The sequence below is a fragment of the Jutongia huaianensis genome, assembly GCF_014384985.1.
GTDB lineage: Bacteria > Bacillota > Clostridia > Lachnospirales > Lachnospiraceae > Jutongia > Jutongia huaianensis.
The window spans coordinates 22,637-47,143 of record NZ_JACRSX010000020.1; the positions used below are offsets into that span (position 1 = coordinate 22,637).

Genomic DNA, 24,507 nt, shown 5'->3' on the forward strand with positions numbered 1-24,507 from the left:
AAGCCCTTTGCATTTGGCATACAGCCCAATGCTCAGAAGTTATCCGATTATGAATCATTCAGTGCCGAGCACTTGCTTTCTTCATGAACTCCAGATAAAGACTGTACAGCACGGCGCAGACGGGAACGCTGAACAGCATCCCTAAGATGCCGAATGCTTCGCCGCCGATTGTGACAGCCATCAACACCAACAGTCCGGGAAGCCCAACGGACTTACCGACCACCTTGGGATAAATCAGGTTGCCCTCCACCTGCTGTAAAACGAGCAAAAAGAGAATGAACCACAGCGCCTTGCCGGGTTCTGCCAGCAGCATCAAAAACGCACCAAGACCGCCGCCGATCCATGCGCCGAAAATCGGCACCAGCGCAGTAACAGCCACAAACGCCGAGACCGCACCGGCATACGGGATCCCAAGAATCAGCATTCCAAAGAAGCACAGAACGCCGATGATAACCGCTTCGGTAAGCTGACCGCTGACAAAATTTGTAAATGTCTGGTTGGTCAGAGAGGCGATACTCAGCAGCCGCTGCGCCTTCTTTTGCGGCAGGACTGTCACAACGAGCTTTTTCAAATGTGCCGCGACGACTTCCTTCTTTGCAAGCAGATACAGCGCAAAGACAAGTCCCAAGAGAACGTCCACCAAAACCGACAGGACAGAGATTGCCGCGCCCCACGTCACGGTGAGGATGCCGCTTCCCTCATCGCTGATCAAGGCGGTGAGCTTCTCGATCAACAGGTCAGAGTCTATGGTGTATTCGGGCAGGACAATATTATATTTTGCGGCAAATTGGACAACGCCTGTCCACCACCGCCCGATTTCCTCCACATAGAGCGGAATGTTTTGGACAAACTCTTCGCCGGATTCCCGCAGGCTGGGGATCATCATAAACACCACGGCAAACAGAATTCCAAGGACAAGTACGGTGCTTGCTGTCAGGCACACAGGGCGGACCAGCTTTGCAGGAGCTTTGCGGCACACCTTGTTCCAGCAGCATTCCAACGGTCGAAGTACTACGTTGATCAAAAAAGCAATCGCGCCGCCGATCAAAAACGGAGTGAACAGCGCAAGCACCTTGCCGAGAAACCGCAAAACAACGTCAAGGTTTACCAGTGCCCATGCGAATATGATCAGCAGCACCAGTGCGCGGGTAATATAGCGAATGATCGTCTTGTCCGGCCACTTGCTTCCCTGCGGCGCGGGATTCTTGTTTCTGTCACCGGCTGTGTTTTGTGGTTTTTTCTCCATGTATTTCCTTTCTGTCAGTATGGGAGAGCCTTTCAAATCCGAAAGCACTTTTGCAGGGCTTTATACTCACCCAACGCCAAAATCGTAGTGTCATCGGACAATATGGTGTCCGGCGTAACGGAAACATCCGTTTTTCCTGCGCGTTTGATGCCAAGAATGGTGATGCCAAACTTTCTGCGGACGTTCAGCTCACCAACGCTTTTCCCGATCCACGCCTCCGGCACCTGCACTTCAAAGATGGCGTGCTGCTCGTCGATCTCTATGTAGTCGAAAATATGGTCGGCAGTGAATCGGATCGCCGCCCATTTTGCCATCTGCTTTTCAGGGTAGACCACGTTATCTGCGCCGTTGCGGAGCAGAAACTTCTCCTGCACATCGCGTTCGGCGCGGGATACCACGCATTTGGCACCCAGCTCTTTCAGCAGCGAGGTGGTCTCCAGCGAGTTCTGGAAGCTGCCGCTGATGGTCACAAAACAAACATCAAAATTTCCGATACCGAGCGAACGCAGAAACTCCGCATTGGTGCTGTCGCCGATCTGTGCGTTGGTGACAAACGGAAGCACATCGTTGATCCGTTCCTCATTGGTATCGACTGCCATGACCTGATGCCCCAGTTGAGAGAGCTGCATGGCGATATGCCGCCCGAAGCGGCCTGCTCCGATCAATAAAACATTTTTCATGGGATAGATGCTCCTTTACTTATCCAATCGTGATGCTTTCCTGCGGCAGCTTTGCGCTGCCGGTTTTCTTGCTGGACACCGCCGCATAAATGAGTGTAAGCCCGCCGACTCTACCCAGATACATCAGCGCGATCAATACCATTTGCGAGGGAATATGCAGCTGCGGCGTAATACCCAATTTCAGTCCAACCGTGCCTACCGCCGACGCTGCTTCATACAGACAGGAGGACAGCGGGAGATCCTCGTATACGCTGATAAAAACGCCTCCGCCAAAGAACAGCGCAAGGTACATCGTCAGGATGGTCGCGGCGGTTTTGACGGCGCTGCAATCGACTCTGCGCCCAAAGAACTGGGCGCTGTCTCGCTGGCGGAAGGTCGCGGCAGCATCAGCAGCAACGCACCCAACAGAATGACCCCGGCAAAACCCAATATGATAATTTGAAAAGACGAAAGGCGGTGCTTTCTGCAAACCATTTCTTCCGACATCATCCTCACCCATTATGAATCGCGTGATTGCTTTATTGTTCACAGGTCAAACACACGTCGCATTGCCTGACTGTGATGAAGGATACCCTGTACGCGCTCAGATCGGAGACCGTGATCTCCAAATTCTGAGCGGTAAAGGAATCGCCCTTGACGGGGACTCTATTCAGCTGCTCCATGACCCAGCCGCCGACAGAAACACTGTCCGATTCCAGCTTGATGTCAAAGAATTCCGTAAAATCCTCCAGGCTGACGGAGCAGTCCACGCGATAGGTATTCTCGTCCAGCTTTTCAAAATCTTCCTCCACCTCGTCGTGTTCGTCCCAAATTTCACCAACCAGTTCTTCCAGAATATCCTCCATCGTAACAATACCAAGCGTTCCGCCGAAATCATCTACGACCACGGCGATATGGGACTTCTGATGCTGGAACATTTTCAAAATATCCCGGATTTTTGTGTACTGATAGACAAACAACGGTTTCGTCATGATCTCCGCAATGGGCTGATCCGTCATCTTGCCGTTGATATAGAAATCCTTCTGATGAAGAACGCCGACGATCTGATCAATGGTATCCCGGTAGACCAGCAGACGGGAAAAGCGGGACTGGGTAAAGGCTCTGGAAATTTCCTCATGACTCTTGTCGATGTCCACGGCTTCCAGGTCAATTCGATGGGTCAAAATTTCTGCCGCCGTCAGGTCACGGAATTCAAGGGCATTGCGCAGCAGCTCGCCTTCGTTTTCGTCAATTCCGCCGTCCTGCTCCACGTCCTCCATAAAAAGGAGCAGTTCCTCGTGGGACATTTTTGCATCGTCATCCGTCTTGAAGAAGCGGGAAACCAGCTTCTTCCACTGGGAAAAGAGGAAATTCAGCGGCGTCAGAATCAAAATCCAAAGGCGGATAAACGGAGCACTGAACAAAGCGAAACGTTCCGGGGTATCCTTTGCAACACTTTTAGGGGTGATCTCACCAAAAATCAAAACAACGATCGTTACGACGACCGTAGAAATTGTCGCGCCAATATCGCCATAAAGCCCTACGAACAAAAGTGTGCCGATGGATGCCACCATGATATTCACGATATTGTTGCCGATCAGGATGGTGGAGATCAGCTTATCATAGTCTTCAGATAGCTTGAGCGCCAGCGCTGCCCGCTTGTTTCCATTGTCCGCCAACACCTTGAGGCGGGTCTTATTCAGAGACGAGAACGCCGTTTCTGTGGCGCTGAAATAGGCGGACATGGCAATGCAGGCCACCATTACGAAAATACTTCCAAAATAATTCATTTCAAACTCCTTTATGTTCTGTTCCTACGATTATTTCATACAAAAAAGACACGTCTATACCCGATATCGCAGCAAAGGGCGTAGATATGTCACATACGAACAGACCATATAAGAGCGGCTGCCGTTATCGTCGCTACTGTCGTTTTCCACGGATTTCTTCCTCCTTTTTATTTAGTGTTTCCATCATAGCATTTTCGTGGTGTAGATTCAGTAAAGAAACAGATGCGGTACAACATCCTCCTGCGAGAAATCTTGAAACGCTTCCGCTTATGCGATATAATAACTGTTGGCAGTTATTTATACCACTGGATTTAAGCCGTTTTTCTCCCGGGCTTCGCCCGAAACCGAAAAACATGGCGTATTATACCGCAATAAATTTCAGGAGAAGCATGATGAAGAATCGACAGCGACAAAAAGATACTCTATTTTCGATCCTTATTTTTTGCAGTGCCTTTGCCATCAATTTGCTGATTCAGAAGCTCTTTACCACACAGACACTGGTACCCATGATCTTTGTGTTCGGCGTATTTTTGATCTCGCTGAAAACCCACGGGTATTGCTATGGTATCATTTCGGCCATCATCAGCGTGTTTGCGGTGAATTTCGCCTTTACATATCCCTATTATGCCTTTGACTTTTTCGTAGAAGAAAGCATCCTATCCGCTGTCATTATGCTGGTCGTCGCCGTTTCCACCAGCACGCTGAACATTCGCATCCGCGATCAGGAGAAGCTGCGCTCAGAAAACGAAAAAGAGAGAATGAGGGGCAATCTGCTGCGGGCGATCTCCCATGACTTGCGCACGCCCCTTACCTCCATATACGGGTCATCCTCCACGCTGATCTCCAAGTATGACGCGCTGCCAAAGGAGCAGCAGCTCAAGCTGTTGGGAGAAATTCAGGAGGACAGCGAATGGCTCATCCGCATGGTTGAAAATCTTCTGTCGGTTACAAGAATCGACGGTGCGAAAGTGGAAGTCGTGAAGACACCCACGGTTCTGGATGAGCTGATTGACTCGGTTCTCATGAAGTTTTCCAAAAAGCATCCGAATCAGAAGGTCATCACACAGATACCGGAGGAATTTGTGGACATTCCCATGGATTCGCTCCTTATTGAACAGGTACTGCTGAATCTTCTGGAAAATGCCGTATTCCACGCAAAAGGCATGACGGAGCTGACTCTTTCCGTTTCTCTTGTGGGGGATAAGGCGGTATTTGAGGTTGCCGACAACGGCTGCGGCATCCCGGATGATGCACTTCAAAAGATTTTCACCGGAAGTTATGAAAAGTCCGCCGCGCCGGTGGACGGAACCCGCAGCAATATGGGAATCGGACTATCCGTGTGCGCCGCCATCGTCAAGGCACACAACAGCGAGATTACTGCGGAAAATAGGAAGGGCGGCGGCGCAGTATTCCGCTTTGCTCTGGAAAGAGGGGGTGAGGACGATGGGCAATAACAAATTCAAGATCCTGATCGTAGAGGACGAGACCAACATCAAAAGTTTTATCAAAGCCAATCTGGAAACCAGCGACTATCAGGTGCTCTGCGCGGAAACCTGCGAGCTTGGCATGATGATGTATGCCTCCCATCATCCGGACCTCATCCTTTTGGATCTTGGTCTGCCGGATCGAGACGGTATGAGCTTGATTCAAGAAGTTCGGGAGACAGACACCGTGCCCATCATTGTGCTTTCCGCCCGTTCCAACGAGAGGGACAAGGTGGAGGCGTTGGATCTGGGCGCGAATGACTATATCACCAAGCCTTTTGGCACGGAGGAACTACTGGCTCGCATCCGCGCCGTTCTCCGCAGCCATCGGCACAGTGAAGAGGATGAAAGCAGTCCCGACGGGAAATTCCGCCTGCAGGATTTGCTGATTGATTACGATACACGGCAGGTTTTTGTAGGGAAAGAGGAGATCGACCTGACCCAGACGGAATACAACATCATGGCGTTTCTCTCCGTTCACGCCGGAAAGGTGCTGACGTATGCCGCCATCATTCAGGCGGTCTGGGGGTATTCGGACTATGGCAGCGTCAAAAAGCTGCAAGTCAATATGAAGAACATCCGCAAGAAAATGGGCGTGACGCCCGGTGAAAAGCGCTACATCATCAACGAGCTTGGCGTCGGATACCGTATGCTGGCGGAGGATGAGGCATAGCGCTGCCAAAGTTCTACGCCGCTTGACAGGCGTGTACAATGCAAATGAGCTTTTTCCGTTTCTATATCAAACGGAGAAGGCTCATTTTTGTTTGGAGGATCAAAGGAGTGAAACGCCTTGTATCTCTCTGCGCCGGTGCGCAGATAAAAAAGCTACCCTGCTTTTGCGCAGGGCAGCTTAAATATTGTTGGTAATGTTGCAGCAGGCGATTTTCGCAACTGCATACCGCCGGTTCCTCTACGCCATTTTTACGCCATTTCTGCGTGGGGATGCGTAGGGAAATAGGAACTTTTATGTTTTGACTTCATCCGAAAATGCCTGTCCTATCAAGCTTTATCGACATTTGTGCGTTTGCGGAGACTTACAGAAACAGGCTCGCTTTCGACGATTAGATGCAACACTTTTTACGGACAAGAGAAATCGTCATAACACAATTAGCGAGGCCGGCCATGTGCGAACACTGGCCGTCCTCTTAGCGTTATTCTATTTTCATCATGCGGTAGCCCACACCAATATGTGTTTGAATATATTGTGGAGACTCCTCTGTTGGCTCCAGTTTTTTTCGCAATGTTGCCATAAATACCCGCAGCGAAGCCACATCGTTATCCCAACTGCGGCCCCAGATATTTTGTGTGATAAAGGTATGGGTCAGTACCTTGCCGACATTCTTGGACAGCAGACACAACAGCTTATACTCAATGGGTGTCAGGTGAAGTTCGTTTTCATCCAGATAAGCGCATCCCCCGGCATAATCCACTTTCAACTTACCATTCACAAATACAGAACTGGCAGTAAACATCTCTGCCGTCATCAGAGAGAGTCTTCGCTGCGTCACCCGAAGTCGTGCCAGCAGTTCTACTACCGAAAAAGGCTTTGTCAAATAATCGTCCGCTCCGGCATCCAGCGCCTTGATTTTATCGTTATCCTCGCTTCGGGCGCTGATTACAATAATCGGAACATTGGACCAAGAGCGAACCGTTTGAATAACTTGAACGCCATCCATATCCGGCAAGCCCAAATCCAGTAAGATGATTTCAGGATTGTGCGATGTGGCCTCCATAATGGCTGCCGAGCCATTAGGTGCTACCACATAACGATAAGCATTTGTTTTTAAAGTGGTCGTAATGAGATTTCGTACAGACGGGTCATCCTCAACCACTAATATCAAAGGTTTATTCATGAAGTTCTACCTCCTCTGCTGGTAATGTAAATTTAAAAACAGTGCCATTTGGCTGATTGTCTGATACGGAAATCGTGCCGCCGTGGGCGGTCACAATGGACTTACAGAGGGACAGCCCCAATCCAAGGCTTCTGCGGCTGTCGACCACTTTATTGGCACCACTATAAAACATATCAAAAATACGGGGTTTCTGCTCATCGGGAATCCCAGGGCCGTTGTCGGAAACGGAAACCGTGACCCATTGCTCTTTTTGATCGGTGTGTATTTCAATTACTGAACCGACAGGGGTATATTTGATGGCGTTGTCAACCAAATTGATAATCACCTGAACGATCAGCTTCGCGTCAATGTGGGCAAGGATAAAGTCTTTACCGCTGATCACACGAATGGTGTGTTCTTTACTTTTTCTGTTGATGTGCTTCAGCGCTTCAGAAACGACCTCATCCATGAGTTCGATACTCCGAGTTAGATTGACCTGTCCGCCCTCAATTCGTGTGACTGCTAACAAATTTTCAACCAGATTGATTAGCCACATGGAATCGTCATAAATATCAGTAAAGGTCTGCTCCCGTAGTGCATCGTCCATTTTTTTATAATTTGCAAGCAAATTGTCTGCGCTGCCGGAAATCGCTGTCAAAGGCGTCCGAAGATCATGGGAGATTGCCCGCAGCAGGTTGGCACGAAGTTGTTCATTTTGTGCCAGGACAGCCGCTTCCTCCTTTTCTTTGGCGTTTTTGATGTTTTCAAGTGCCAAAGCGCACTCGCCAAGCATAGAGAGGAGTACGCTGTTTTCGAAAGAGTCCAGCGGAATACCGTTCACCGCAATACCAGCCACTCCATATACATGCTGGTTGACCCGAATCGCAAGGTATAAACACTTTGCACTGGATAATGTATCTGTTGTGGCACCGGCGTGTTTATTGTTTCGGAAGACCCAATCGGCGACTGCTTTCTCGTTCTCAGAAATTAAATCTTCCTGAATGCTATTAACAGCACGAAAAACGTTAGGGGTGGCAAGTTCTTTACCATCAGACAGGTAGACGACAATATCTTTTTTCAGCAGCTTCATGAGCTGCCCTGCCGTAGCGGTGATTACCGCATTCTCATCCTGTTCTTTTTGCAGAAGCTGGTTGGTTTCAAAAAGAATCTTTGTACGGTAAGCTGTATGGGCAGATTGTTTCGCATTTTCTTTCAGCCGGGTAGCGAGAGATCCGGAAAGCAGTGTTACTATAAACATAATGGTAAAGGTAACAATATAGTTCGGATCGTCAAAATGGAATGTCAGTCTCGGAGTGGTAAAAAAGAAATTGAAAACCAGCACACTGACAACCGAGGTCAGAATCCCGCACAGTCGGTTGATTGTGATTACAGCGGTCACAAGTACGCCTAATATGTAAACTGCGATAATATTACTCTCCGTGAACCCAAGAGCGTCAAAGCCACAGCCAATCAGTGTAGCTACCAGCAATACGGCTATACTCTTCAGAACATCACGCAGGGGCATCGCATCTACCTGCGCCTTACTCTTTTTTTCCTGATAGCTGGTTCCTGTGCTGGCATCCGGTATCACATGAATATCCAGATTAGGTACGCTGGAAATCAGGCGTTCCGTCAAGGTGGGCTTGCTGAAAATATTCTTTCGTGCAATGGTACTTCGTCCAATTACGATTTTTGAGATGCCGGAAAGACGGGCAAATTCCGCAATCTGATAAGGCACGTCATCGCCATAACTTGTCTCAATCGCAGCGCCAAGTTGCTGGGCCAGACGCTTATTATCCTGCAAACGCTTTTTATCATCGTCACTCATCGCCGCTGTATTTGGCGTTTCCACATAAAGAGCGGTAAATGTTCCCCTAAAGGCTCTTGCCATCCTTGCAGCTGTCCGAATGATTTTTGCGTTGGATGGCGACGAGGAAAGACATGCCAGAATGCGCTCGTCTGTATGGTAATCGCCTCGGCTCTGTACTCTGGCGCTTTCCGTCAGCAAGTTCACCCGGTCGGCGCACCGACGGAGGGCGATTTCCCGCAATGCGGTGAGATTTTCCAGCGTGAAGAAATTAACTGTTGCCCGCTGCGCCTGATCTTCCCGGTACACATTTCCACTTGCCAGTCGTTCCAGCAACTCCGCAGGCTCAATATCCACCAGTTCTACCTGATCTGCTTGATCAAAGGTGGAATCTGGAATGCGCTCCCGTACAAGAATTCCGGTGATAGAGGCTACTGTATCGTTGAGACTCTCGATATGTTGGACATTTACAGTCGTATAGACATCAATTCCAGTATTTAGCAGTTCCTGAACATCCTGATACCGCTTCGTGTGCCGACTGCTTTCGGCGTTGGTATGGGCAAACTCATCCACCAGTATGAGCTGGGGATTTCGCTTGAGCGCAGCATCAATATCAAATTCACGAAGGGTCATTCCTTCGTAAGCAACTTGTTTCACAGGAAGCTGCTCCAAGCCGTCCATAAGTGCCATCGTCTGGGGTCGGGCATGGGGTTCTATGTATCCAGCAACCACATCGATGCCACGCTCCTTAGCCTGATGAGCCGCCTGAAGCATGGCATAGGTCTTTCCGACACCTGCGGCATAACCGAAAAAGATTTTGAGTTTTCCTCTTTTCTTAGTAGATGCATCGTTACGGATCGCACGAAGAAGCTGATCCGGATCTTGTCTTGGCAGTTCCATTTTAACCCTCCTATCTGTCACTCAAGTAAAAGCGATTCCCTTTTTCAATATTATAATACACAACGTTAAAACCTACATCTGCGACTGATCCACGGCAAATTTGTTCAGGCATCCAATGAAAAAATCGACGACAGGTGATTTTTTGGAATCCCTCCATAGTGCTATTTGTGTGATTTGATTCTGGGTAATCGGCTCAATGGGCAAGTCAGCATATTCCATCACAACTGGGGCGCAACGAAGAAGCACCATCCGTGCATTATAATGAGTTTTTTTTGATATGTCTGTATTCTCTGGTAAAAAAATTATGTCCAATTTGTGTGTTTCCAGTTCTCTGCACAATTCACTTTCTTCTCCGCTGAAAATATGGATAGAGACATCTGGATGCTGCTTTCCGTAAGTCTCGAAAGCATCTGCGAGACCGCCTGCCATTAATGGGTTGGAAAAACCAATTCGCAAGCTGTTTTCGCCGTAAGTCAGAGCAGTTTCTTGTCTATTCCAATTGTTTTCCAGAAAAACATCCAGTTTTTTCATCAGAAAATACCCAAAAATAAATATGGCTGATGTACTTACAAGTAAAATAACATCCTGCATGGATTCACCCCCAATTCCTTTGATTTTTCTTAAAATCAAGTATGAAAGCACTTTTGCAAATTTCTGTTACTTCCCAACGCCAACATGGTATCTCCTGCTTTCAGCACTGTGTCTGAAGAAATAGATAACTCCAGCTTGCCGCTTTTCTTGATTCCCATAATGTTAATATTGAATTTTTTACGAATATCAAGCTCTCCAATCGAATGGTCCGCCCAATCTTTGGGAATGGGAATCTCAAACATGGCATGATTTTCATCCAGTTCTATGTAATCGAGAATGTGATCCGCACTGTAACGGATTGCTGTCCACTTTGCGAGCTGTTTTTCCGGGTAGACTACTTCATTTGCACCGTTACGCAGCAAAAATTTTTTCTGAACATCAGTTGCAGCTCCGGAAACTACAAACCTCATTCCTAATTCACTGAGCAAAGAAGTTGTTTCCAATGAACTTTGAAAGTTGTTGCCGATGGCCACAATGCATACATCATAGTTGCGAACACCGAGAGATTCCAAGAAATCGGCACTCGTACTGTCTCCAATCTGTGCATTGGTAACAAGGGGCAGAACAGCCTCTACACGTTCCTCCGAAGTATCTACCGCCATCACTTGATGACCCAAATGATTTAAGTGCAGGGCAATATGCTTTCCAAATCGCCCCAGACCAATTAGAAGAATTGATTTCATAATGTCTCCTTTATCCTACTGTTATTTTTTCCTTTGGTAGTTTTGAAACTTTCTTTTGTGCACTGGACAAGGCCGCAAAAATTAATGTAAGGCCACCGACTCGTCCAAAAAACATCAGCAGAATCAAAACACTCCGTGAGAGCAGATTCAGTTCCGGCGTAATTCCCAGGGACAGGCCGACTGTGCCAACAGCTGAGGCAGTTTCAAAAAGGCTGGTAAGCATGGGAAGTCCTTCGGAAACGCTGATGATAAGGCCACCGGTACAACATAGCGTGATATACATAAGCGAAATTGTCGCTGCATTTTTTACGACATCATCATCAATGCGACGTCCAAAGAGGTTGGCATTTTCTCTGCGCCGAAAGGTAGAAATCGCAGTAGTAAGCAAAACAGCAATGGTTGTTGTTTTCAAACCGCCTGCGGTAGACCCGGGACTACCGCCGATCAGCATCAGCGCAATGGTGATAAATTGTCCCGCCTCACTCAAATCAGTTAATTCCACCGTATTAAAGCCAGCTGTTCGTGGTGTTACAGCTTGAAAAAGAGAAGATAAAAGCCGTTCCTTTCGGGTAAGATCAGCAAACTCAAAAAAATAAAAGTACATTGCCGGAACGATCAATAAAACCGCTGTGGTACAAAGAATCACCTTACTCTGCATCCGATATTTGTGCAAATGCAATCGATTTGTCCGAATATCATCCCAAGTCAGAAAGCCAATGCCTCCAAACACAATCAAGAACATAATCGTAAAGTTTATGACTGGATTCGCTGCATAGCTGGTCAGGGAGGAAAAGGGAGTGCGCACACCCAACAGATCAAAGCCTGCATTGCAAAAAGCGGACACGGAATGAAACAGTGCCATCCAAAGGCCAATTTTCCCGAAGTCACGGCAAAACACCGGTGCCATCACGGCTGCACAAAGCAGTTCCATCACCAATGTCACCCTGACGATAAAGCCAGTCAGGCGAACGATTCCTCCTACCTTTGGCGCTGAAATCGCCTCCTGCATGGTACTACGCTGCATCAAAGAAATCTTCCGCCCGGAAATCATTGCAAAGGATGCGGCTACGGTAATAACCCCCATGCCTCCAATCTGAATCAGCAGTAAAATGACAAGCTGGCCGAAGGCCGACCAGTATGTTGCCGTATCATGTATAATGAGTCCGGTTACACAAACTGCTGAGGTAGAAGTAAACAATGCATCCGAGAAAGGCGTTGCCAGTCCGCTTCGGCTGGAAAACGGCAACATTAAAAGGAAGGTGCCGAAAAGGATCACACTGGAAAACCCGAGGATGATAATTTGAAACGAAGTCAACTTCCTTTTTAACAACACTACTCCCATAACTGCAATCCTCCTTTATGTGCCCTTAATTATAAATCAAAGGGAGTAAAGAAGGTAAAAGAGAATGCGTATCTGTATTAAGGCCGTCTAAAGATGCAGGACTTATTCTTTTTTATCACGAGCTTGTGCCAGAAATTCAATCAGCCGTTTCCTTGTCAGAATCCCGCATAGAGCATTCCGGCCATCAACGATGGGGACAAAATTCTGATTCAGCATTGAAGTTACAACCTGCTCGGAATCTGCATCTATTTGTAACGCAGGGCAAAAATCTCTGCGAACAATGCTGCCAAGTCGGTATCCCTCCTGTACTTTCAAGTCTGTTGTCTGGCAAACAAGAAGGTGGCGGAGGAAATCTCCCTCCGTCACGCTTCCAATATACTGTTCCTGATCATTCAGTACCGGGACAGCGGTATAGCCATGTACCATAAACCGTTCCAATCCCTGACGAATCGTATCCTTTTCATGAAGAAATACAGTGGAGATTTTGGGAATCATGATTTTAGCTATGTTCATTTCACCCCTCCAGAATACCGTCCAGCATCAGATTGACTTCCAGCACATTGACGGTCTCTTCACCAAAGATGCCAAGGAATCGTCCGTCGGTGCAGTTTTGGATGATCTCACGCACTTCATCTTCGGTCATATCATTCGCTTTTGCAATACGTGCTACCTGATACTCCGCTGCCGCCGGGGAAATATGGGGATCAAGCCCACTTCCGGAACAAGTAACAAGATCCACCGGAACAGCTGTTTCATCCATATCCGGATCGGCAGCCCGGAGCTTTTCCACCCGCTCTGCCACGAGCTGTTCATACTCCTCGCTTGCCGGAGAGATGTTAGATGGGGCGGCATACATCAGCGCCTTTCCGTTTTCATCTGTATAGGTAGAAACATCAATATTCATAATGCGCCCCCACATATGGGACTCATCCGTATATTGCTGCCCCAGCAACTCACAGCCGTATTTTTTCCCATCTACTTCAATGATACTTCCATTGGCATTATCCGAGAAAATAAGCTGAGCAATTCCTGTGACAACACCCGTATAGATCACGCCACACAGCAGAGTAAAGATTAAAAAGATCATACCTGCCTTTGGTAATACACTTTTTATTGTTTTCATGATATATCTCCTCCTTATACCAGGCCGGTGAACACCAGCAGAACATCAATCAGTTTCACAAAGATAAAGGGAGCCGCCAGACCGCCCAGACCATAAACCAGCAGGTTCCGTGACAGCAGCTTTCCAGCAGCAACTTCACGATATTTCACACCTTTTAGCGCCAACGGAATGAGCGCAATAATGATGAGTGCATTATAAATAATCGCAGAGAGGACAGCGCTTTGCGGAGAATGTAGCCCCATAATATTCAGAGCGGACAGTCCCGGATAAAGTCCCATAAACAGCGCCGGAATAATGGCAAAGTATTTTGCCACATCGTTGGCAATGGAGAATGTAGTCAGGCTGCCTCGTGTCATCAAAAGCTGTTTGCCGATGCGAACAATGTCGATCAGTTTTGTGGGTGAAGAGTCCAAATCCACCATGTTACCTGCTTCTTTTGCTGCTTGTGTGCCGCTGTTCATGGCAACTGCAACATCTGCTTGTGCCAAAGCCGGAGCGTCGTTGGTGCCGTCGCCTGTCATGGCGACCAAATGACCCTTGGCCTGAAAATCACGAATCATTGCCAGCTTTCCTTCCGGCGTTGCTTCCGCAAGGAAGTCATCCACACCAGCCTCGGCAGCAATGGCCGCAGCAGTAATCGGATTGTCGCCGGTGATCATAATGGTCTTGATGCCCATTTTCCGCAGATCTGAGAATTTCTCCTTCACACCCTGCTTGATAATATCCTTCAAATAGATAACACCGAGAATCTTGTGGTTCTTAGCCACAACTAAAGGTGTGCCGCCCTTGGACGCAATAGACTTGACAACTCGATCACAGTCTGGAGAATACATTCCGCCTGCATGGGTCACATAACTTTGCATGGCATCTGCTGCGCCTTTTCGGATTTCGTTGCCGTCAAAGTCGACGCCGCTCATACGAGTCACGGCAGTAAATGGGACAAAGTGCATATTCTTGTCCTGAAGGCTTCTGCCACGAATTCCAAACTGCTCCTTTGCCAGCACAACAACGCTTCTGCCCTCGGGGGTTTCATCGGCCAGAGAAGAAAGCTGAGCGGCGTCCGCCAGTTCCTGAACATCAACACCATCTACCGGAATGAACTCCGATGCCTGTCGATTGCCCAGGGTGATTGTTCCGGTTTTGTCAAGCATCAGAATGTCTACATCACCGGCGGCTTCAATGGCACGTCCACTCATGGCCAGAACATTTGCCTGGTTCAGTCGGGACATACCGGCAATACCGATGGCAGAAAGCAAGGCACCAATGGTAGTAGGAGCAAGGCATACCAACAGCGCTACCAAAGTTGTTACAGAGGTTGGATTCTCAATTCCCGCCAGCTTTGCAGAAAAAATGGAATAAGTGTAGAGGGAGACTGTCACCAAGATAAAGATAATGGACAAGGCTACCAGAAAAATCTGCAAAGCAATTTCGTTGGGCGTCTTCTTTCGGGCAGCACCTTCTACCATCGCAATCATCTTGTCGAGAAAGCTTTCTCCGGCTTCGTTGGTCACTCTGACAACGATCCAGTCCGACAGTACAGTGGTGCCGCCGGTTACAGCGCTGCGGTCGCCGCCTGCCTCACGAATTACGGGAGCGGATTCGCCGGTGATGGCGCTTTCATCCACAGATGCCGCACCTTCTATGACTTCACCGTCTGCCGGAATCTGCTCTCCGGCTTTGACAATCACCAGTTCCCCCTTTTTCAGCAGGGCGGATGGAACCACAGTCACGCTGTCCTTCTGCGATACAGATGGAATTTTATGTGCGTCCACATCTTTTCGGGATGCTCGGAGAGAATCTGCCTGTGCTTTACCACGGCCTTCTGCAATGGCCTCGGCAAAGTTGGCAAATAGCACGGTAAACCAAAGTATAATGGCAATCGCCAGTGTATATCCGCTTGGAGCGTCTTTTAACCCGAACAGGGATACCACCCAAAGGATACTGGTCAAGATCGCAGACACAAAAACCAGAAACATGACCGGGTTTTTTGCCTGTGTTTTCGGACTTAATTTCACAAAAGAATCTTTAATTGCCCTGCCGAGCATTTTCCGGTCGGCAAAAGCACTTTTCTGTTTTGTACGCATATCTGTAAACCTCCTTTACACAATGTTGCCAAAGAACTCAGCAAGCGGACCAAGGGCAAGCGCCGGGAAGAAGCTCAGCGCACCGATCAGCAAAACCACAACAATCAGCAGGAAAACAAACATTCCATTTGTGGTAGACAAGGTGCCCGCAGTCGTGGCAATTTTCTTTTTCCCAGCCAGGCTGCCTGCGATTGCAAGTGTGCCGATGATGGGCAGGAACCGGGCAAACAGCATCACCAGTCCCAGGCTTACATTCAGAAATACGGTATTCGCATTGAAACCGGCAAAGGCAGAGCCGTTATTGCCGCCACAGGATGAGTAGGCATACAGCATTTCAGAGAAACCGTGGGCACCGCCGTTATGCAGGCTATCCATGACAGAGGGTACTACAGCGGCAAGGCCGCTGCCGACCAGAATTGCAATGGGTGTTGCAAGGCAAACCAGTACCGACCATTTCATCTCATAAGGCTCAATTTTCTTTCCAAGGAATTCCGGAGTACGGCCTACCATCAGACCGGCAATAAACACCGCCAGAATGGCAAAAGCAAGCATACCGTAAAGACCGCAGCCCACGCCGCCGAAAATAACCTCGCCAAGCTGCATCAGCAGCATAGTCACCATACCGGCAAGCGGCGTGTAGCTGTCATGCATGGAATTTACAGAGCCGTTAGATGCTGCTGTGGTGAAGGCTGCCCAGGTAGAGGACGCTGCAATGCCGAAGCGAGTCTCCTTACCCTCCATATTGCCGCCCGCCTGTTCTGCCATTGACATATTGACTGCGCCGTTTTGTGCAAGCTGGGATGTGCCAGCCTGTTCAGTGACGGCAATGCAGCCCAAGGCAACAACCAGGCAGAGAAACATTGCCATAAAGATTGCAATACCCTGCTTCTTGTTCTTTACCGCAGAACCGAATGTGAAACACAGTGCCGCCGGAATCAGTAGAATGGAAATCATTTCGATCAGATTGGTAAAGGCATTGGGATTTTCCAAAGGATGTGCGGAGTTGACGCCCATATAACCGCCGCCGTTGGTGCCGGTCTGTTTGATTGCGACCTGGCTGGCCGCAGGACCCATCGGTACGAACTGCTCGGTGACGATCTGTGCATTCGAAACGATTTCGCCATCTACAGTGACGGTTTCGGTGTCTAAGTCAATTACCGCATCCTCAAGGATTTCGCCTTCTGCACTGACGGCAATCGGTTCTACAAGGGATACTGTTTCTGCACTTTTCAGGTTCTGAATCACGCCGCCGCCTACCAACAACAGAGAAATGACCAGATTCAGCGGGAGTAGGATGTGAACCACAATGCGGGTCAAGTCCACCCAAAAGCTTCCCAACCCGGAGGATTTCACCTTGATAAAGCCACGGATCAATGCAAATAGAACGGCGATACCTGTAGCTGCGGAAACAAAGTTCTGAACAGTCAGACCTAAAGCCTGAGTGAGATAACTCAATGTGGATTCACCGGAATATGCCTGCCAGTTTGTATTGGTAATGAAACTTGCAGAAGTGTTAAATGCCAAATCCCATTTCACACCGGAAAGATTCTGCGGGTTTCCGGGAAGAACTCCCTGCAGAAGTTGAAGCAGGAACAGAAAAACAAGCCCGATACCAGAAAAAATCATTACACTTACCGCATATTTTTTCCATGTCATCTGTTCTTCTCTGTCTACACGCATAACCTTGTAAATCAGGTTTTCGCACGGTGTCAGAACTTTGGACAAAAAAGTTTTCTCGCCGCTCATGACGTTTTTTATGTATACGCCAAGCGGAATTGCCAAAGCAACCAGAATGGCAAGGTATAAAACATACTGAATCATGGTACTCATGCCTGATCATCTCCCTTCATTAAAATATAGACATACCACAGCAGCATTGCTGCCGCACATACACCTATGAGTGCAATTAGCATTTGCATAAGATTCATCCTCCTTTTTTGTTGTCCCCAATATCATAAAACCTTTCCTCTAAAAATGGCATTAGTCATCTTTTGTGCGTTTAAAGATGAAATAAAGATTACAACCAACCCAAAAGCCATGCCATAGGAAAGACGACAACGATCGTACTGATACAGACACACGCCAAAACCAGTAATGGCATTCCAACAAAGATGGAGATAAAGCCAAGTAGCGGATGATGCCAAATAAAGCGCTCCGCTTTTGCGTCAAATCTCTGTTCAAATCTTCTCGCCGCATTTGTAATGCTCATAATTGTTCACCTCATTTCTTTCTTGCAAGGCCATAATACCGCTTAAAGTATTAAGTAGGGAAAAGGGTCCTGCAATCGAAACTAAGATTGTATAAGTTTTTATAAAAAAAGAGACAGCCCTGGAGGTGAGGACTGACTCAGCCATATTATGATTCTATACAGCAAACTCTTGTTTTTGATGTAGGAATGAATATTATCCAGCTGCTTCCTGGTATTCTTTCAGCCATTGCAGAAATTCTTTGCGGTTTATTCTCAGAACTTTCCCGGCTCCAACACATGAAAAGCGTTCCATCTTCATCCATTTTGTGATTGTTCCGCTTGTAACTCCTGCAAGAGCCGCTGCCTCTGATCGGGAAATATATTCTTTTGTCTCCATACTCTCCTGATTATTCTGCTTTACAGGCCCCGGTTCCTTCACAACCTGATATACACTCTGCGCATTCAGAAAATGCTGAAAACTCTTTTTGATAACACCATTAAAAAAACTATCTCTCCTCCATAAACCACATATTGTTGTCCTCATAGAAAAGATGGCTCTCTTTTCCGTCAACAATACAGGTATAACGTATTCCGGCTCCGCCTGCTTTCAGGCTTGCCGCTCTTCTTACATCTGTTACTTTCTGAATCTCATATACATGGCCATCCTTCCAGATAAAGCTCCTTGGTAGAAGCCTTCCGTCATTTGTAAATTCAGCCATGACATTTACATATACCTTGCTGCTTTCCATAATAGTTCAATCCCTCCTGTCTATCCAAAGTACCCATGCGGATGTACCGTATGATCAGACTTTGCATCACATGCTGACAGTATTCTGTCACGGTACATAAGCCCTCTCTGGACACTGTAAAATCCAAATCTTTTGCGGATAATATCAACCGTCTCATCCATTTTCATCTGTTTTTCTCTTGCCTGAGGATCCATGAACATGTCCAGCTGCTCCCAGAAATAATCTGTCACAAGATCCGTTCCACGTATTCCTATGCTCCGTAGTGGCTTTTGAAAGAACTCTGGCCGGCTGCTTTTCAGTTCCTTATCATCTGCCGGCAGTCTGTAGTTGTCTTTGTATAGCCTGTATCCAGCCTCTGCAATCTCTTTGGTGATATTGCTCGCATTCTGTAACTTTACCTGTTTTGAAAAATGGAACAGTTCTTTGTCACGGACACTGATCTCAACAGTCCGGCACCGGAAACCATTCTCCCGGAGTCTTGCCGCTACACTTTCTGCCAGAATGTATAACACAATCTTGACATCTTCATCTGTTTCCATATCCCTGGGCGTTGTTGTACTGTTGCCTACGGACTTGACCGGAGCTGATGTGTTTTCCAGCTTTACCGGAGATTCATCATATCCATTAGCAAAAGCCCACAGAATACTTCCCATCTTGCCAAGTTTTCTGACTAGCAGGGTTTCATCAGATTTTGCCAGATCTCCGATAGTCCGGATTCCCATGCTATATAACTTTTTATTCGTTGCATTTCCCACATATAGCAGATCAGAAACTGGAAGACACCAGGCTTTTCTCTGAAATTCATCCTCATACATAGTAGTAATGGCATCCGGTTTCTTGTAATCCGAACCAAGTTTTGCAAAAATCTTGTTAAACGACACACCCACGCTCACCGTAATGCCAAGCTCTTTTTTCATTCTGCTGCTTATTTCCTGTGCAATGTGAAATCCGTCTCCCTTGAGAGTTGCGCTGTCTGTCACGTCCAGCCATGACTCATCAATTCCGTATGGTTCCCTCTTATCTGTATAGTCAGCATAAATTTCCTGTGCCATTCTGGAAAATCTGAGATAAAGGTCCATCCTGGGGGGAAGAAATGTTATGTCCGGGCATACCTGTTTTGCCTGCCATAATGCCATTCCGGTTTTTACACCATATCTCTTGGCCGTATAATCAGCGGTCAACACAATTCCATGTCTCGCCTCAGGATCACCTCCTACTGCTACAGGCTTTCCCCGAAGTTCCGGATGATGCAGAAGCTCTACGGATGCATAAAAACAGTTACAATCACTATGCAGTATTGTCCGGTTCACTGAATCACCTTCTTTCCTGCTGCCGGATGATATGCCATCCGTCTACATGGCATAATATAATACTTTTTATATTGCTATTCAATGGTAATTCTTTGCATATTATCAATGTTATTGATATTTCTATTGCTTTTTAGGGATTCCTGTGCTAAAGTTGATATATCCCGCATAGGGAGATCATACCTGATATGATTACTTAGAAAGGCATAATACTATGAAAGATTTAGGAAAGACCATTGCTAAATACAGAAAAGAACACAAGCTGAATCAGAGCCAGCTTGCAAAAGAACTGGAAAACTATGATATCTATGTAAAGCAGAATTCAATCAGTGCCTGGGAACTTGGCACAGCAACACCAAATGCCAGACAGTTTCTTGCCTTATGTGAAATACTCGAAATTTATGATATCTATACGGATTTTATTGGTCAAAGTCCCCTTAACCCATTCCGAAACCTGAATGAAACGGGAATGAACAAGGTGCTTGAATATATCAGAGATCTGGAAAGCACCGGCAACTATAAGCCAGCAGATATCATTCCTATTCACGTGATCCGGGAAAGAAAAGTATTTTACAATACAGTTTCTGCCGGTACCGGCTCTTTCCTCGACAGCGATGAATATGAGATGATTTTCTCTCCTGATATTCCGGAAGCCGCAACCTTCGGTGTATATGTAGATGGTGACAGTATGGAGCCTAGATATCATAATAAGGATCTCATCTGGATTGAACAGACAGCCTGCCTTGATGATGGCGAAATAGGCATCTTCTATCTTGATGGAAATGCATATGTGAAGAAATTTCAGAATAACAGACTCGGAACCTACCTCATATCACTCAACAAAAAATATGATCCGATTCCGGTTACAGAAAACAGTTCTTTCAAGATATTCGGTCGTGTCCTTTCGTAAGTCCTTTTTTGGGGACACTTAAAACTGTAGGATTATTATAGCGGAACAGACCTGAATAATTCTGAATTTGGAGGTGCATATATATGAATACTGATATGGATATAGACATAAACACTGTGACAGACACAATTACTTGCAGACTTGTTGAAGCCAGGGCAGATCTTGGCATTACCCAGAAAGAACTTGCATCAGCAACCGGCATCAGCCTGAAAACTATTGCCAATATCGAGTCAAAACAGCATATTCCTTCTCTACTATACGCCATGAGAATTGCAGATTTTTTTCACAAACCGGTAACAAGCCTGTTCTGCTATCATCCTGGTGTTCAGCAGACTCCCTCTAAAGGAGATAATCTTAATGAATAATAAAAAAATGTTAGATTCCAGACAATCGCTGTTGATTTTGATGGCACTCTCTGCTACAGCAAATGGCCGGAGCTCGGTCAGCCCAACCAGCACTGATCGAATATCTTCAGGAATGGAAACTCAATGGCAACAACATCATTCTCTGGACCTGCCGCGTCGGCGAAGCTCTGTCGAATAATGCCGGGAACAAGACCTCGAATTTGATGCCGTCAATGACAACCTTCCGGAAATCATCGAATTCTACGGACACAACAGCCGCAAGATATCCTGCGACTACTATATTGATGACCGGATGCTGCTTCCGGAAAATGCGAAGGCATAGGACCTGTGATGGGTGCTATGCCTTTTATATTTGATTTTCAAAGAGTTACAATAATCCCTGGATGATCTGTATACTTTTCATCAAATGAGCTAATATCTATTTATAATATCTTTCTAAACTCTTCCATGTTTCTATTATTGATAGTATTAAAATCTCCTATGAGAATATACTCTTCGTTAGAATGTTTCTGTAAAAATGAATACAATTCATTCCAAAATTGTTCATCATATTTGGGTGGAATTGGTTATCTAATTAACTACATTATTTTTTGTCTAAAATATCCATAAATTCGTCACCTGTAATTGTTTCCTTCTCATACAGGTACATAGCCAGTTCGTCCAGTTTTTCCCTGTTTTCAGCAAGGATTTTTCTTGCTTTTTCATGCTCTGCTTTTACGAGCTGCACGACTTTTTCATCAATTTCCTTCTGTGTATCTGCAGAACAGGAAAGAGACGTATCGCCGCCAAGATACTGGTTGGTCACGTTTTCCATTGCCACCATGTCGAATTCATCTGTCATGCCGTAGCGGGTGATCATCGCTCTTGCAATTTTTGTTGCCTGTTCGATATCATTGGAGGCTCCGGTCGTGATCTCACCAAATACGATCTCCTCTGCCGCACGTCCGCCTGTAAATGTAGCAATCTTATTCTCAAGTTCTTTTTTCGTCATCAGATATTTATCACCCTGCTCAACCTGCATAGTGTAGCCGAGTGCACCTGAGGTACGCGGGATGATCGTAATCTTCTGGACCGGAGCTGAATGACTCTGTAATGCAGCTACCAGAGCGTGTCCTATCTCATGATATGCAACAACCTTCTTCTCTTGATCTGAAAGAACCGCATTCTTCTTCTGATATCCTGCAATAACCACTTCTATACTTTCTTCGAGATCAGATTCATTTACAACGGTCCTTCCACTACGGACAGCACGTAATGCTGCTTCATTTATAATATTGGCAAGCTCCGCACCGGATGCACCGGATGCCATACGTGCAATCGTATGCAGGTCAACATCATCAGATGCTTTTATCTTCTTTGCATGAACCTTTAAAATTGCTTCACGGCCTGCAAGATCCGGCAGTTCAACCGGCACACGTCTGTCAAAACGTCCCGGACGTGTAAGTGCCGGATCTAACGACTCCGGACGGTTCGTTGCAGCAAGAATGATGACACCATTATTTCCTTCAAATCCGTCCATCTCTGTAAGAAGCTGGTTTAAGGTCTGCTCCCGCTCATCATTTCCGCCCATTTGTCCGTCACGCTTTTTACCAATGGCATCAATTTCATCAATAAACACGATACATGGTGCCTTTTCCTTTGCCTGTCCGAAAAGATCTCGAACTTTGGAAGCTCCCATACCGACAAACATCTCAACAAATTCTGATCCGGACATTGAGAAAAATGGTACATTTGATTCACCCGCCACTGCTTTTGCAAGCATTGTTTTGCCGGTTCCCGGAGGTCCTACAAGAAGGACACCTTTTGGCATAGACGCACCTACATCGGTATACTTCTTCGGATTGTGAAGATAATCAACGATCTCTGAAAGGTTTTCTTTCGCCTCATCTTCTCCTGCAACGTCTGAAAAACGGATTCCCTCACTGGATTGCACATAAATCTTCGCATTGCTTTTTCCCATTCCAAAAGCCATCGAATTTTTTCCTCCGGCATGCTCCATCAGTTTCTTCGCCATATAATTTCCCAGTGCGATAAAAAGGATCAATGGCAAAACCCCGGTCAGCAAGAAGCTGATGATCGGTGACATCTGCTTATCGATATCTTTTGCGAATACTGCTCCACATTCATATAGCCTGTCCGTCAGGTTCGGATCGTTCATCAGACCTGTTTTATAAATATTTTTTTGATCTTTATCTGTAAAGATGATCTGATTGTCATTAACTTCTACTTCACCAATATTCTTCTTCTCGATCATGCTCATAAAAGTTCCATAATCCGTTTCCTTTACCTGATGCTCCATAAGGATTGGTGTGACAACCAGATTAAATACGATCAGCACTATTAACACAATCCCATAATAATATGCCAGTGGTTTTTTCGGTGTTTTAACTTCTTTCATGGTCTTTCCTCCTGTTGTTCTGCGTTATGCTTTCTCCGTGCATTTTCGTATTATTTATTCTGCCATCTGACTTCGCCCTTGGACAGAAGCGGATAACAGATCAGCTGATCTGAATCCAGATTTTCCGCATGCATGTCAACCGCTGTGATCTGATGATTATCATAAGTCGTATAATAATAAATACCTTTTGCTGTATTACAACAGGACGTGTATATCGTGATCTCATATTTGCCTTCTGTCACCTCACAGCATCCACGCTGCTGATCTACGGATCCTAAGATATGGAAGAACTGGCTTACACTCTCATCCTCTTCTTCACCGGAGATCGAATTTAATTTTGTAAAGGCAACTTTCACAAATCTTGACTGGCTGGAAAGATCTCCAGGTATTCCCATTCCACCCATTCCTCTACTATATGCATCAAGCTGTAATACTCCTGCAAAAGTACTCTCCGGCTGTTTTCTGGATACTCCGGCATAATTATTCAGTGCAAACATCTGACTCGGGAATGGTGGATTATTGGTAAGCACTCCTACCGGATTATCATATACATGCAGCCCATCTTTCATAGACTCAACAACGATACAGGAGTCTTTGTCTGCAATGATCCAGTGAAGCTGTGCTGTCGGCAGCTGTTCACTGAATGCTGTACCTGTCAGTCTCATTGCTGCCAGCTTCTCTCTCGCCTCTGCTACAGTAGCACACTGTGTAAGGATCCATGGGATGAACTCGAACTGTGCCACCTGGCTGACTTCTGTTTCATCTTCCGGCAAAGCCTCTTCATATGCCGCATTGCCGACAAAATTAAGACCTGCCATTCCAAGGCCTTTTTCATTAACAGCATCATAATAAAGCGGATAACCTTCTGCAACAAATGCCATTCCGATCAAAGCATAATGGCTTTTTATCTTCCCAGCAAACCGGAAATCAAATTCGTAATTTCTTGGCGTTATCGTGATCTGTTCCCCATAGGAAAATTCATAATCAAGCGTTCTGCCCATATAAAAATCTTTTGTTTTGTAAGTTGCTGCTGTACACATATCGAACAC

23 protein-coding genes and 1 pseudogene are annotated in these 24,507 nt (G+C 46.5%); 5 read left to right on the forward strand and 19 right to left on the reverse strand.

The features are described from left to right. Nucleotides 1-58 precede the first annotated feature (58 nt). The 4 genes and pseudogenes from H8704_RS12130 to H8704_RS12145 form a co-directional block, all read right to left on the reverse strand. Nucleotides 59-1,246, reverse strand: coding sequence for an AI-2E family transporter (locus H8704_RS12130; RefSeq protein WP_249298428.1), 1,188 nt, complete (start codon nt 1,244-1,246; stop codon nt 59-61). A gap of 32 nt (nt 1,247-1,278) precedes the next feature. Continuing rightward, nucleotides 1,279-1,926 carry a potassium channel family protein gene (locus H8704_RS12135; RefSeq protein ID WP_118547331.1) on the reverse strand — a complete coding sequence of 216 codons (648 nt, stop codon included), beginning with the start codon at nt 1,924-1,926 and terminating at the stop codon, nt 1,279-1,281. A gap of 19 nt (nt 1,927-1,945) precedes the next feature. Next, nucleotides 1,946-2,314: pseudogene (locus H8704_RS12140) on the reverse strand (potassium transporter TrkG); the annotation flags it as partial. A gap of 130 nt (nt 2,315-2,444) precedes the next feature. Next, the gene (locus tag H8704_RS12145) at nt 2,445-3,695 is read right to left on the reverse strand and encodes an HlyC/CorC family transporter (protein ID WP_249298429.1); all 1,251 of its coding nucleotides are present in this window, start codon (nt 3,693-3,695) and stop codon (nt 2,445-2,447) included. Between the two features lie 392 nt (nt 3,696-4,087). Between H8704_RS12145 and H8704_RS12150 the strand changes: the two genes are divergently transcribed. Both H8704_RS12150 and H8704_RS12155 read left to right on the forward strand, forming a co-directional pair. Continuing rightward, the gene (locus H8704_RS12150) at nt 4,088-5,149 is read left to right on the forward strand and encodes a sensor histidine kinase (protein WP_249298430.1); all 1,062 of its coding nucleotides are present in this window, start codon (nt 4,088-4,090) and stop codon (nt 5,147-5,149) included. Continuing rightward, nucleotides 5,139-5,852 (forward strand): response regulator transcription factor, encoded by a 714-nt coding sequence (locus H8704_RS12155; protein WP_249298431.1) that lies wholly within the window; start codon nt 5,139-5,141, stop codon nt 5,850-5,852. The genes H8704_RS12150 and H8704_RS12155 overlap by 11 nt, the downstream gene beginning before the upstream one ends. Nucleotides 5,853-6,330: 478 nt before the next feature. Here H8704_RS12155 and H8704_RS12160 read toward each other — a convergent pair whose 3' ends face one another. From H8704_RS12160 to dinB, 13 genes are all read right to left on the reverse strand, one after another. After that, nucleotides 6,331-7,032 carry a response regulator gene (locus H8704_RS12160; RefSeq protein ID WP_249298432.1) on the reverse strand — a complete coding sequence of 234 codons (702 nt, stop codon included), beginning with the start codon at nt 7,030-7,032 and terminating at the stop codon, nt 6,331-6,333. Further along, a complete protein-coding gene (locus tag H8704_RS12165; RefSeq protein WP_249298433.1) occupies nt 7,025-9,718 on the reverse strand; it encodes a sensor histidine kinase in 2,694 nt (897 codons plus the stop codon). Before H8704_RS12165 ends, H8704_RS12160 begins: the two co-directional genes overlap by 8 nt. 72 nt (nt 9,719-9,790) lie before the next feature. Continuing rightward, nucleotides 9,791-10,309, reverse strand: coding sequence for a type 2 periplasmic-binding domain-containing protein (locus tag H8704_RS12170; RefSeq protein WP_249298434.1), 519 nt, complete (start codon nt 10,307-10,309; stop codon nt 9,791-9,793). A 35-nt stretch (nt 10,310-10,344) separates the two neighbouring features. Beyond that, nucleotides 10,345-10,992, reverse strand: coding sequence for a potassium channel family protein (locus H8704_RS12175; RefSeq protein WP_249298435.1), 648 nt, complete (start codon nt 10,990-10,992; stop codon nt 10,345-10,347). Between the two features lie 10 nt (nt 10,993-11,002). Continuing rightward, on the reverse strand, nt 11,003-12,334 hold the full coding sequence (locus tag H8704_RS12180; RefSeq protein WP_249298436.1) for a TrkH family potassium uptake protein: 1,332 nt from the start codon (nt 12,332-12,334) through the stop codon (nt 11,003-11,005). A gap of 102 nt (nt 12,335-12,436) precedes the next feature. After that, nucleotides 12,437-12,847: a CBS domain-containing protein gene (locus H8704_RS12185; protein WP_216570252.1), complete on the reverse strand. Its 411-nt coding sequence runs from the start codon at nt 12,845-12,847 to the stop codon at nt 12,437-12,439. Between the two features lies 1 nt (nt 12,848). Then, entirely contained in the window at nt 12,849-13,457 is a 609-nt protein-coding gene (gene kdpC / locus H8704_RS12190) for a potassium-transporting ATPase subunit KdpC (RefSeq protein ID WP_249298437.1), read from the reverse strand. Nucleotides 13,458-13,471: 14 nt separating this feature from the next. Beyond that, a complete protein-coding gene (gene kdpB, locus H8704_RS12195) occupies nt 13,472-15,541 on the reverse strand; it encodes a potassium-transporting ATPase subunit KdpB (protein ID WP_249298438.1) in 2,070 nt (689 codons plus the stop codon). Between the two features lie 15 nt (nt 15,542-15,556). Then, nucleotides 15,557-17,371 carry a potassium-transporting ATPase subunit KdpA gene (gene kdpA, locus H8704_RS12200; RefSeq protein ID WP_249298439.1) on the reverse strand — a complete coding sequence of 605 codons (1,815 nt, stop codon included), beginning with the start codon at nt 17,369-17,371 and terminating at the stop codon, nt 15,557-15,559. A gap of 187 nt (nt 17,372-17,558) precedes the next feature. After that, nucleotides 17,559-17,750 carry a hypothetical protein gene (locus tag H8704_RS12205; protein WP_249298440.1) on the reverse strand — a complete coding sequence of 64 codons (192 nt, stop codon included), beginning with the start codon at nt 17,748-17,750 and terminating at the stop codon, nt 17,559-17,561. A 193-nt stretch (nt 17,751-17,943) separates the two neighbouring features. Beyond that, nucleotides 17,944-18,273, reverse strand: coding sequence for a helix-turn-helix domain-containing protein (locus H8704_RS12210; RefSeq protein WP_249298441.1), 330 nt, complete (start codon nt 18,271-18,273; stop codon nt 17,944-17,946). Beyond that, nucleotides 18,236-18,478: a hypothetical protein gene (locus tag H8704_RS12215; RefSeq protein ID WP_005601638.1), complete on the reverse strand. Its 243-nt coding sequence runs from the start codon at nt 18,476-18,478 to the stop codon at nt 18,236-18,238. The genes H8704_RS12210 and H8704_RS12215 overlap by 38 nt, the downstream gene beginning before the upstream one ends. A 20-nt stretch (nt 18,479-18,498) precedes the next feature. After that, nucleotides 18,499-19,788, reverse strand: a complete 1,290-nt coding sequence (gene dinB / locus H8704_RS12220; RefSeq protein WP_005601640.1) for a DNA polymerase IV — start codon at nt 19,786-19,788, stop codon at nt 18,499-18,501. 211 nt (nt 19,789-19,999) lie between these two features. Here dinB and H8704_RS12225 point away from each other — a divergent pair, with 211 nt between their 5' ends. The 3 genes from H8704_RS12225 to H8704_RS12235 all read left to right on the forward strand — a co-directional run bounded on the left by H8704_RS12225 (nt 20,000) and on the right by H8704_RS12235 (nt 21,238). Next, nucleotides 20,000-20,695 carry an XRE family transcriptional regulator gene (locus tag H8704_RS12225; protein ID WP_249298442.1) on the forward strand — a complete coding sequence of 232 codons (696 nt, stop codon included), beginning with the start codon at nt 20,000-20,002 and terminating at the stop codon, nt 20,693-20,695. A gap of 83 nt (nt 20,696-20,778) precedes the next feature. Further along, nucleotides 20,779-21,060 carry a helix-turn-helix transcriptional regulator gene (locus tag H8704_RS12230; RefSeq protein ID WP_249298443.1) on the forward strand — a complete coding sequence of 94 codons (282 nt, stop codon included), beginning with the start codon at nt 20,779-20,781 and terminating at the stop codon, nt 21,058-21,060. After that, nucleotides 21,053-21,238, forward strand: a complete 186-nt coding sequence (locus H8704_RS12235; protein WP_249298444.1) for a hypothetical protein — start codon at nt 21,053-21,055, stop codon at nt 21,236-21,238. Before H8704_RS12230 ends, H8704_RS12235 begins: the two co-directional genes overlap by 8 nt. Nucleotides 21,239-21,643: 405 nt before the next feature. Here H8704_RS12235 and ftsH read toward each other — a convergent pair whose 3' ends face one another. Together ftsH and bsh are read right to left on the reverse strand one after the other, a co-directional pair. Beyond that, complete coding sequence (ftsH, locus tag H8704_RS12240; RefSeq protein WP_249298445.1) at nt 21,644-23,458, reverse strand: ATP-dependent zinc metalloprotease FtsH; 1,815 nt, start codon at nt 23,456-23,458, stop codon at nt 21,644-21,646. Between the two features lie 50 nt (nt 23,459-23,508). Continuing rightward, on the reverse strand, nt 23,509-24,498 hold the full coding sequence (bsh, locus tag H8704_RS12245; RefSeq protein ID WP_008396540.1) for a choloylglycine hydrolase: 990 nt from the start codon (nt 24,496-24,498) through the stop codon (nt 23,509-23,511). Nucleotides 24,499-24,507 lie beyond the last annotated feature (9 nt).

Bases quoted from the DNA above. Each gene is read 5' to 3' on its own strand.
- H8704_RS12130 (WP_249298428.1), bottom strand. From the start codon at position 1,246: ATGGAGAAAAAACCACAAAACACAGCCGGTGACAGAAACAAGAATCCC.
- H8704_RS12135 (WP_118547331.1), bottom strand. From the start codon at position 1,926: ATGAAAAATGTTTTATTGATCGGAGCAGGCCGCTTCGGGCGGCATATC.
- H8704_RS12145 (WP_249298429.1), bottom strand. From the start codon at position 3,695: ATGAATTATTTTGGAAGTATTTTCGTAATGGTGGCCTGCATTGCCATG.
- H8704_RS12150 (WP_249298430.1), top strand. From the start codon at position 4,088: ATGAAGAATCGACAGCGACAAAAAGATACTCTATTTTCGATCCTTATT.
- H8704_RS12155 (WP_249298431.1), top strand. From the start codon at position 5,139: ATGGGCAATAACAAATTCAAGATCCTGATCGTAGAGGACGAGACCAAC.
- H8704_RS12160 (WP_249298432.1), bottom strand. From the start codon at position 7,032: ATGAATAAACCTTTGATATTAGTGGTTGAGGATGACCCGTCTGTACGA.
- H8704_RS12165 (WP_249298433.1), bottom strand. From the start codon at position 9,718: ATGGAACTGCCAAGACAAGATCCGGATCAGCTTCTTCGTGCGATCCGT.
- H8704_RS12170 (WP_249298434.1), bottom strand. From the start codon at position 10,309: ATGCAGGATGTTATTTTACTTGTAAGTACATCAGCCATATTTATTTTT.
- H8704_RS12175 (WP_249298435.1), bottom strand. From the start codon at position 10,992: ATGAAATCAATTCTTCTAATTGGTCTGGGGCGATTTGGAAAGCATATT.
- H8704_RS12180 (WP_249298436.1), bottom strand. From the start codon at position 12,334: ATGGGAGTAGTGTTGTTAAAAAGGAAGTTGACTTCGTTTCAAATTATC.
- H8704_RS12185 (WP_216570252.1), bottom strand. From the start codon at position 12,847: ATGAACATAGCTAAAATCATGATTCCCAAAATCTCCACTGTATTTCTT.
- kdpC (WP_249298437.1), bottom strand. From the start codon at position 13,457: ATGAAAACAATAAAAAGTGTATTACCAAAGGCAGGTATGATCTTTTTA.
- kdpB (WP_249298438.1), bottom strand. From the start codon at position 15,541: ATGCGTACAAAACAGAAAAGTGCTTTTGCCGACCGGAAAATGCTCGGC.
- kdpA (WP_249298439.1), bottom strand. From the start codon at position 17,371: ATGAGTACCATGATTCAGTATGTTTTATACCTTGCCATTCTGGTTGCT.
- H8704_RS12205 (WP_249298440.1), bottom strand. From the start codon at position 17,750: ATGAGCATTACAAATGCGGCGAGAAGATTTGAACAGAGATTTGACGCA.
- H8704_RS12210 (WP_249298441.1), bottom strand. From the start codon at position 18,273: ATGAGGACAACAATATGTGGTTTATGGAGGAGAGATAGTTTTTTTAAT.
- H8704_RS12215 (WP_005601638.1), bottom strand. From the start codon at position 18,478: ATGGAAAGCAGCAAGGTATATGTAAATGTCATGGCTGAATTTACAAAT.
- H8704_RS12225 (WP_249298442.1), top strand. From the start codon at position 20,000: ATGAAAGATTTAGGAAAGACCATTGCTAAATACAGAAAAGAACACAAG.
- H8704_RS12230 (WP_249298443.1), top strand. From the start codon at position 20,779: ATGAATACTGATATGGATATAGACATAAACACTGTGACAGACACAATT.
- H8704_RS12235 (WP_249298444.1), top strand. From the start codon at position 21,053: ATGAATAATAAAAAAATGTTAGATTCCAGACAATCGCTGTTGATTTTG.
- ftsH (WP_249298445.1), bottom strand. From the start codon at position 23,458: ATGAAAGAAGTTAAAACACCGAAAAAACCACTGGCATATTATTATGGG.
- bsh (WP_008396540.1), bottom strand. From the start codon at position 24,498: ATGTGTACAGCAGCAACTTACAAAACAAAAGATTTTTATATGGGCAGA.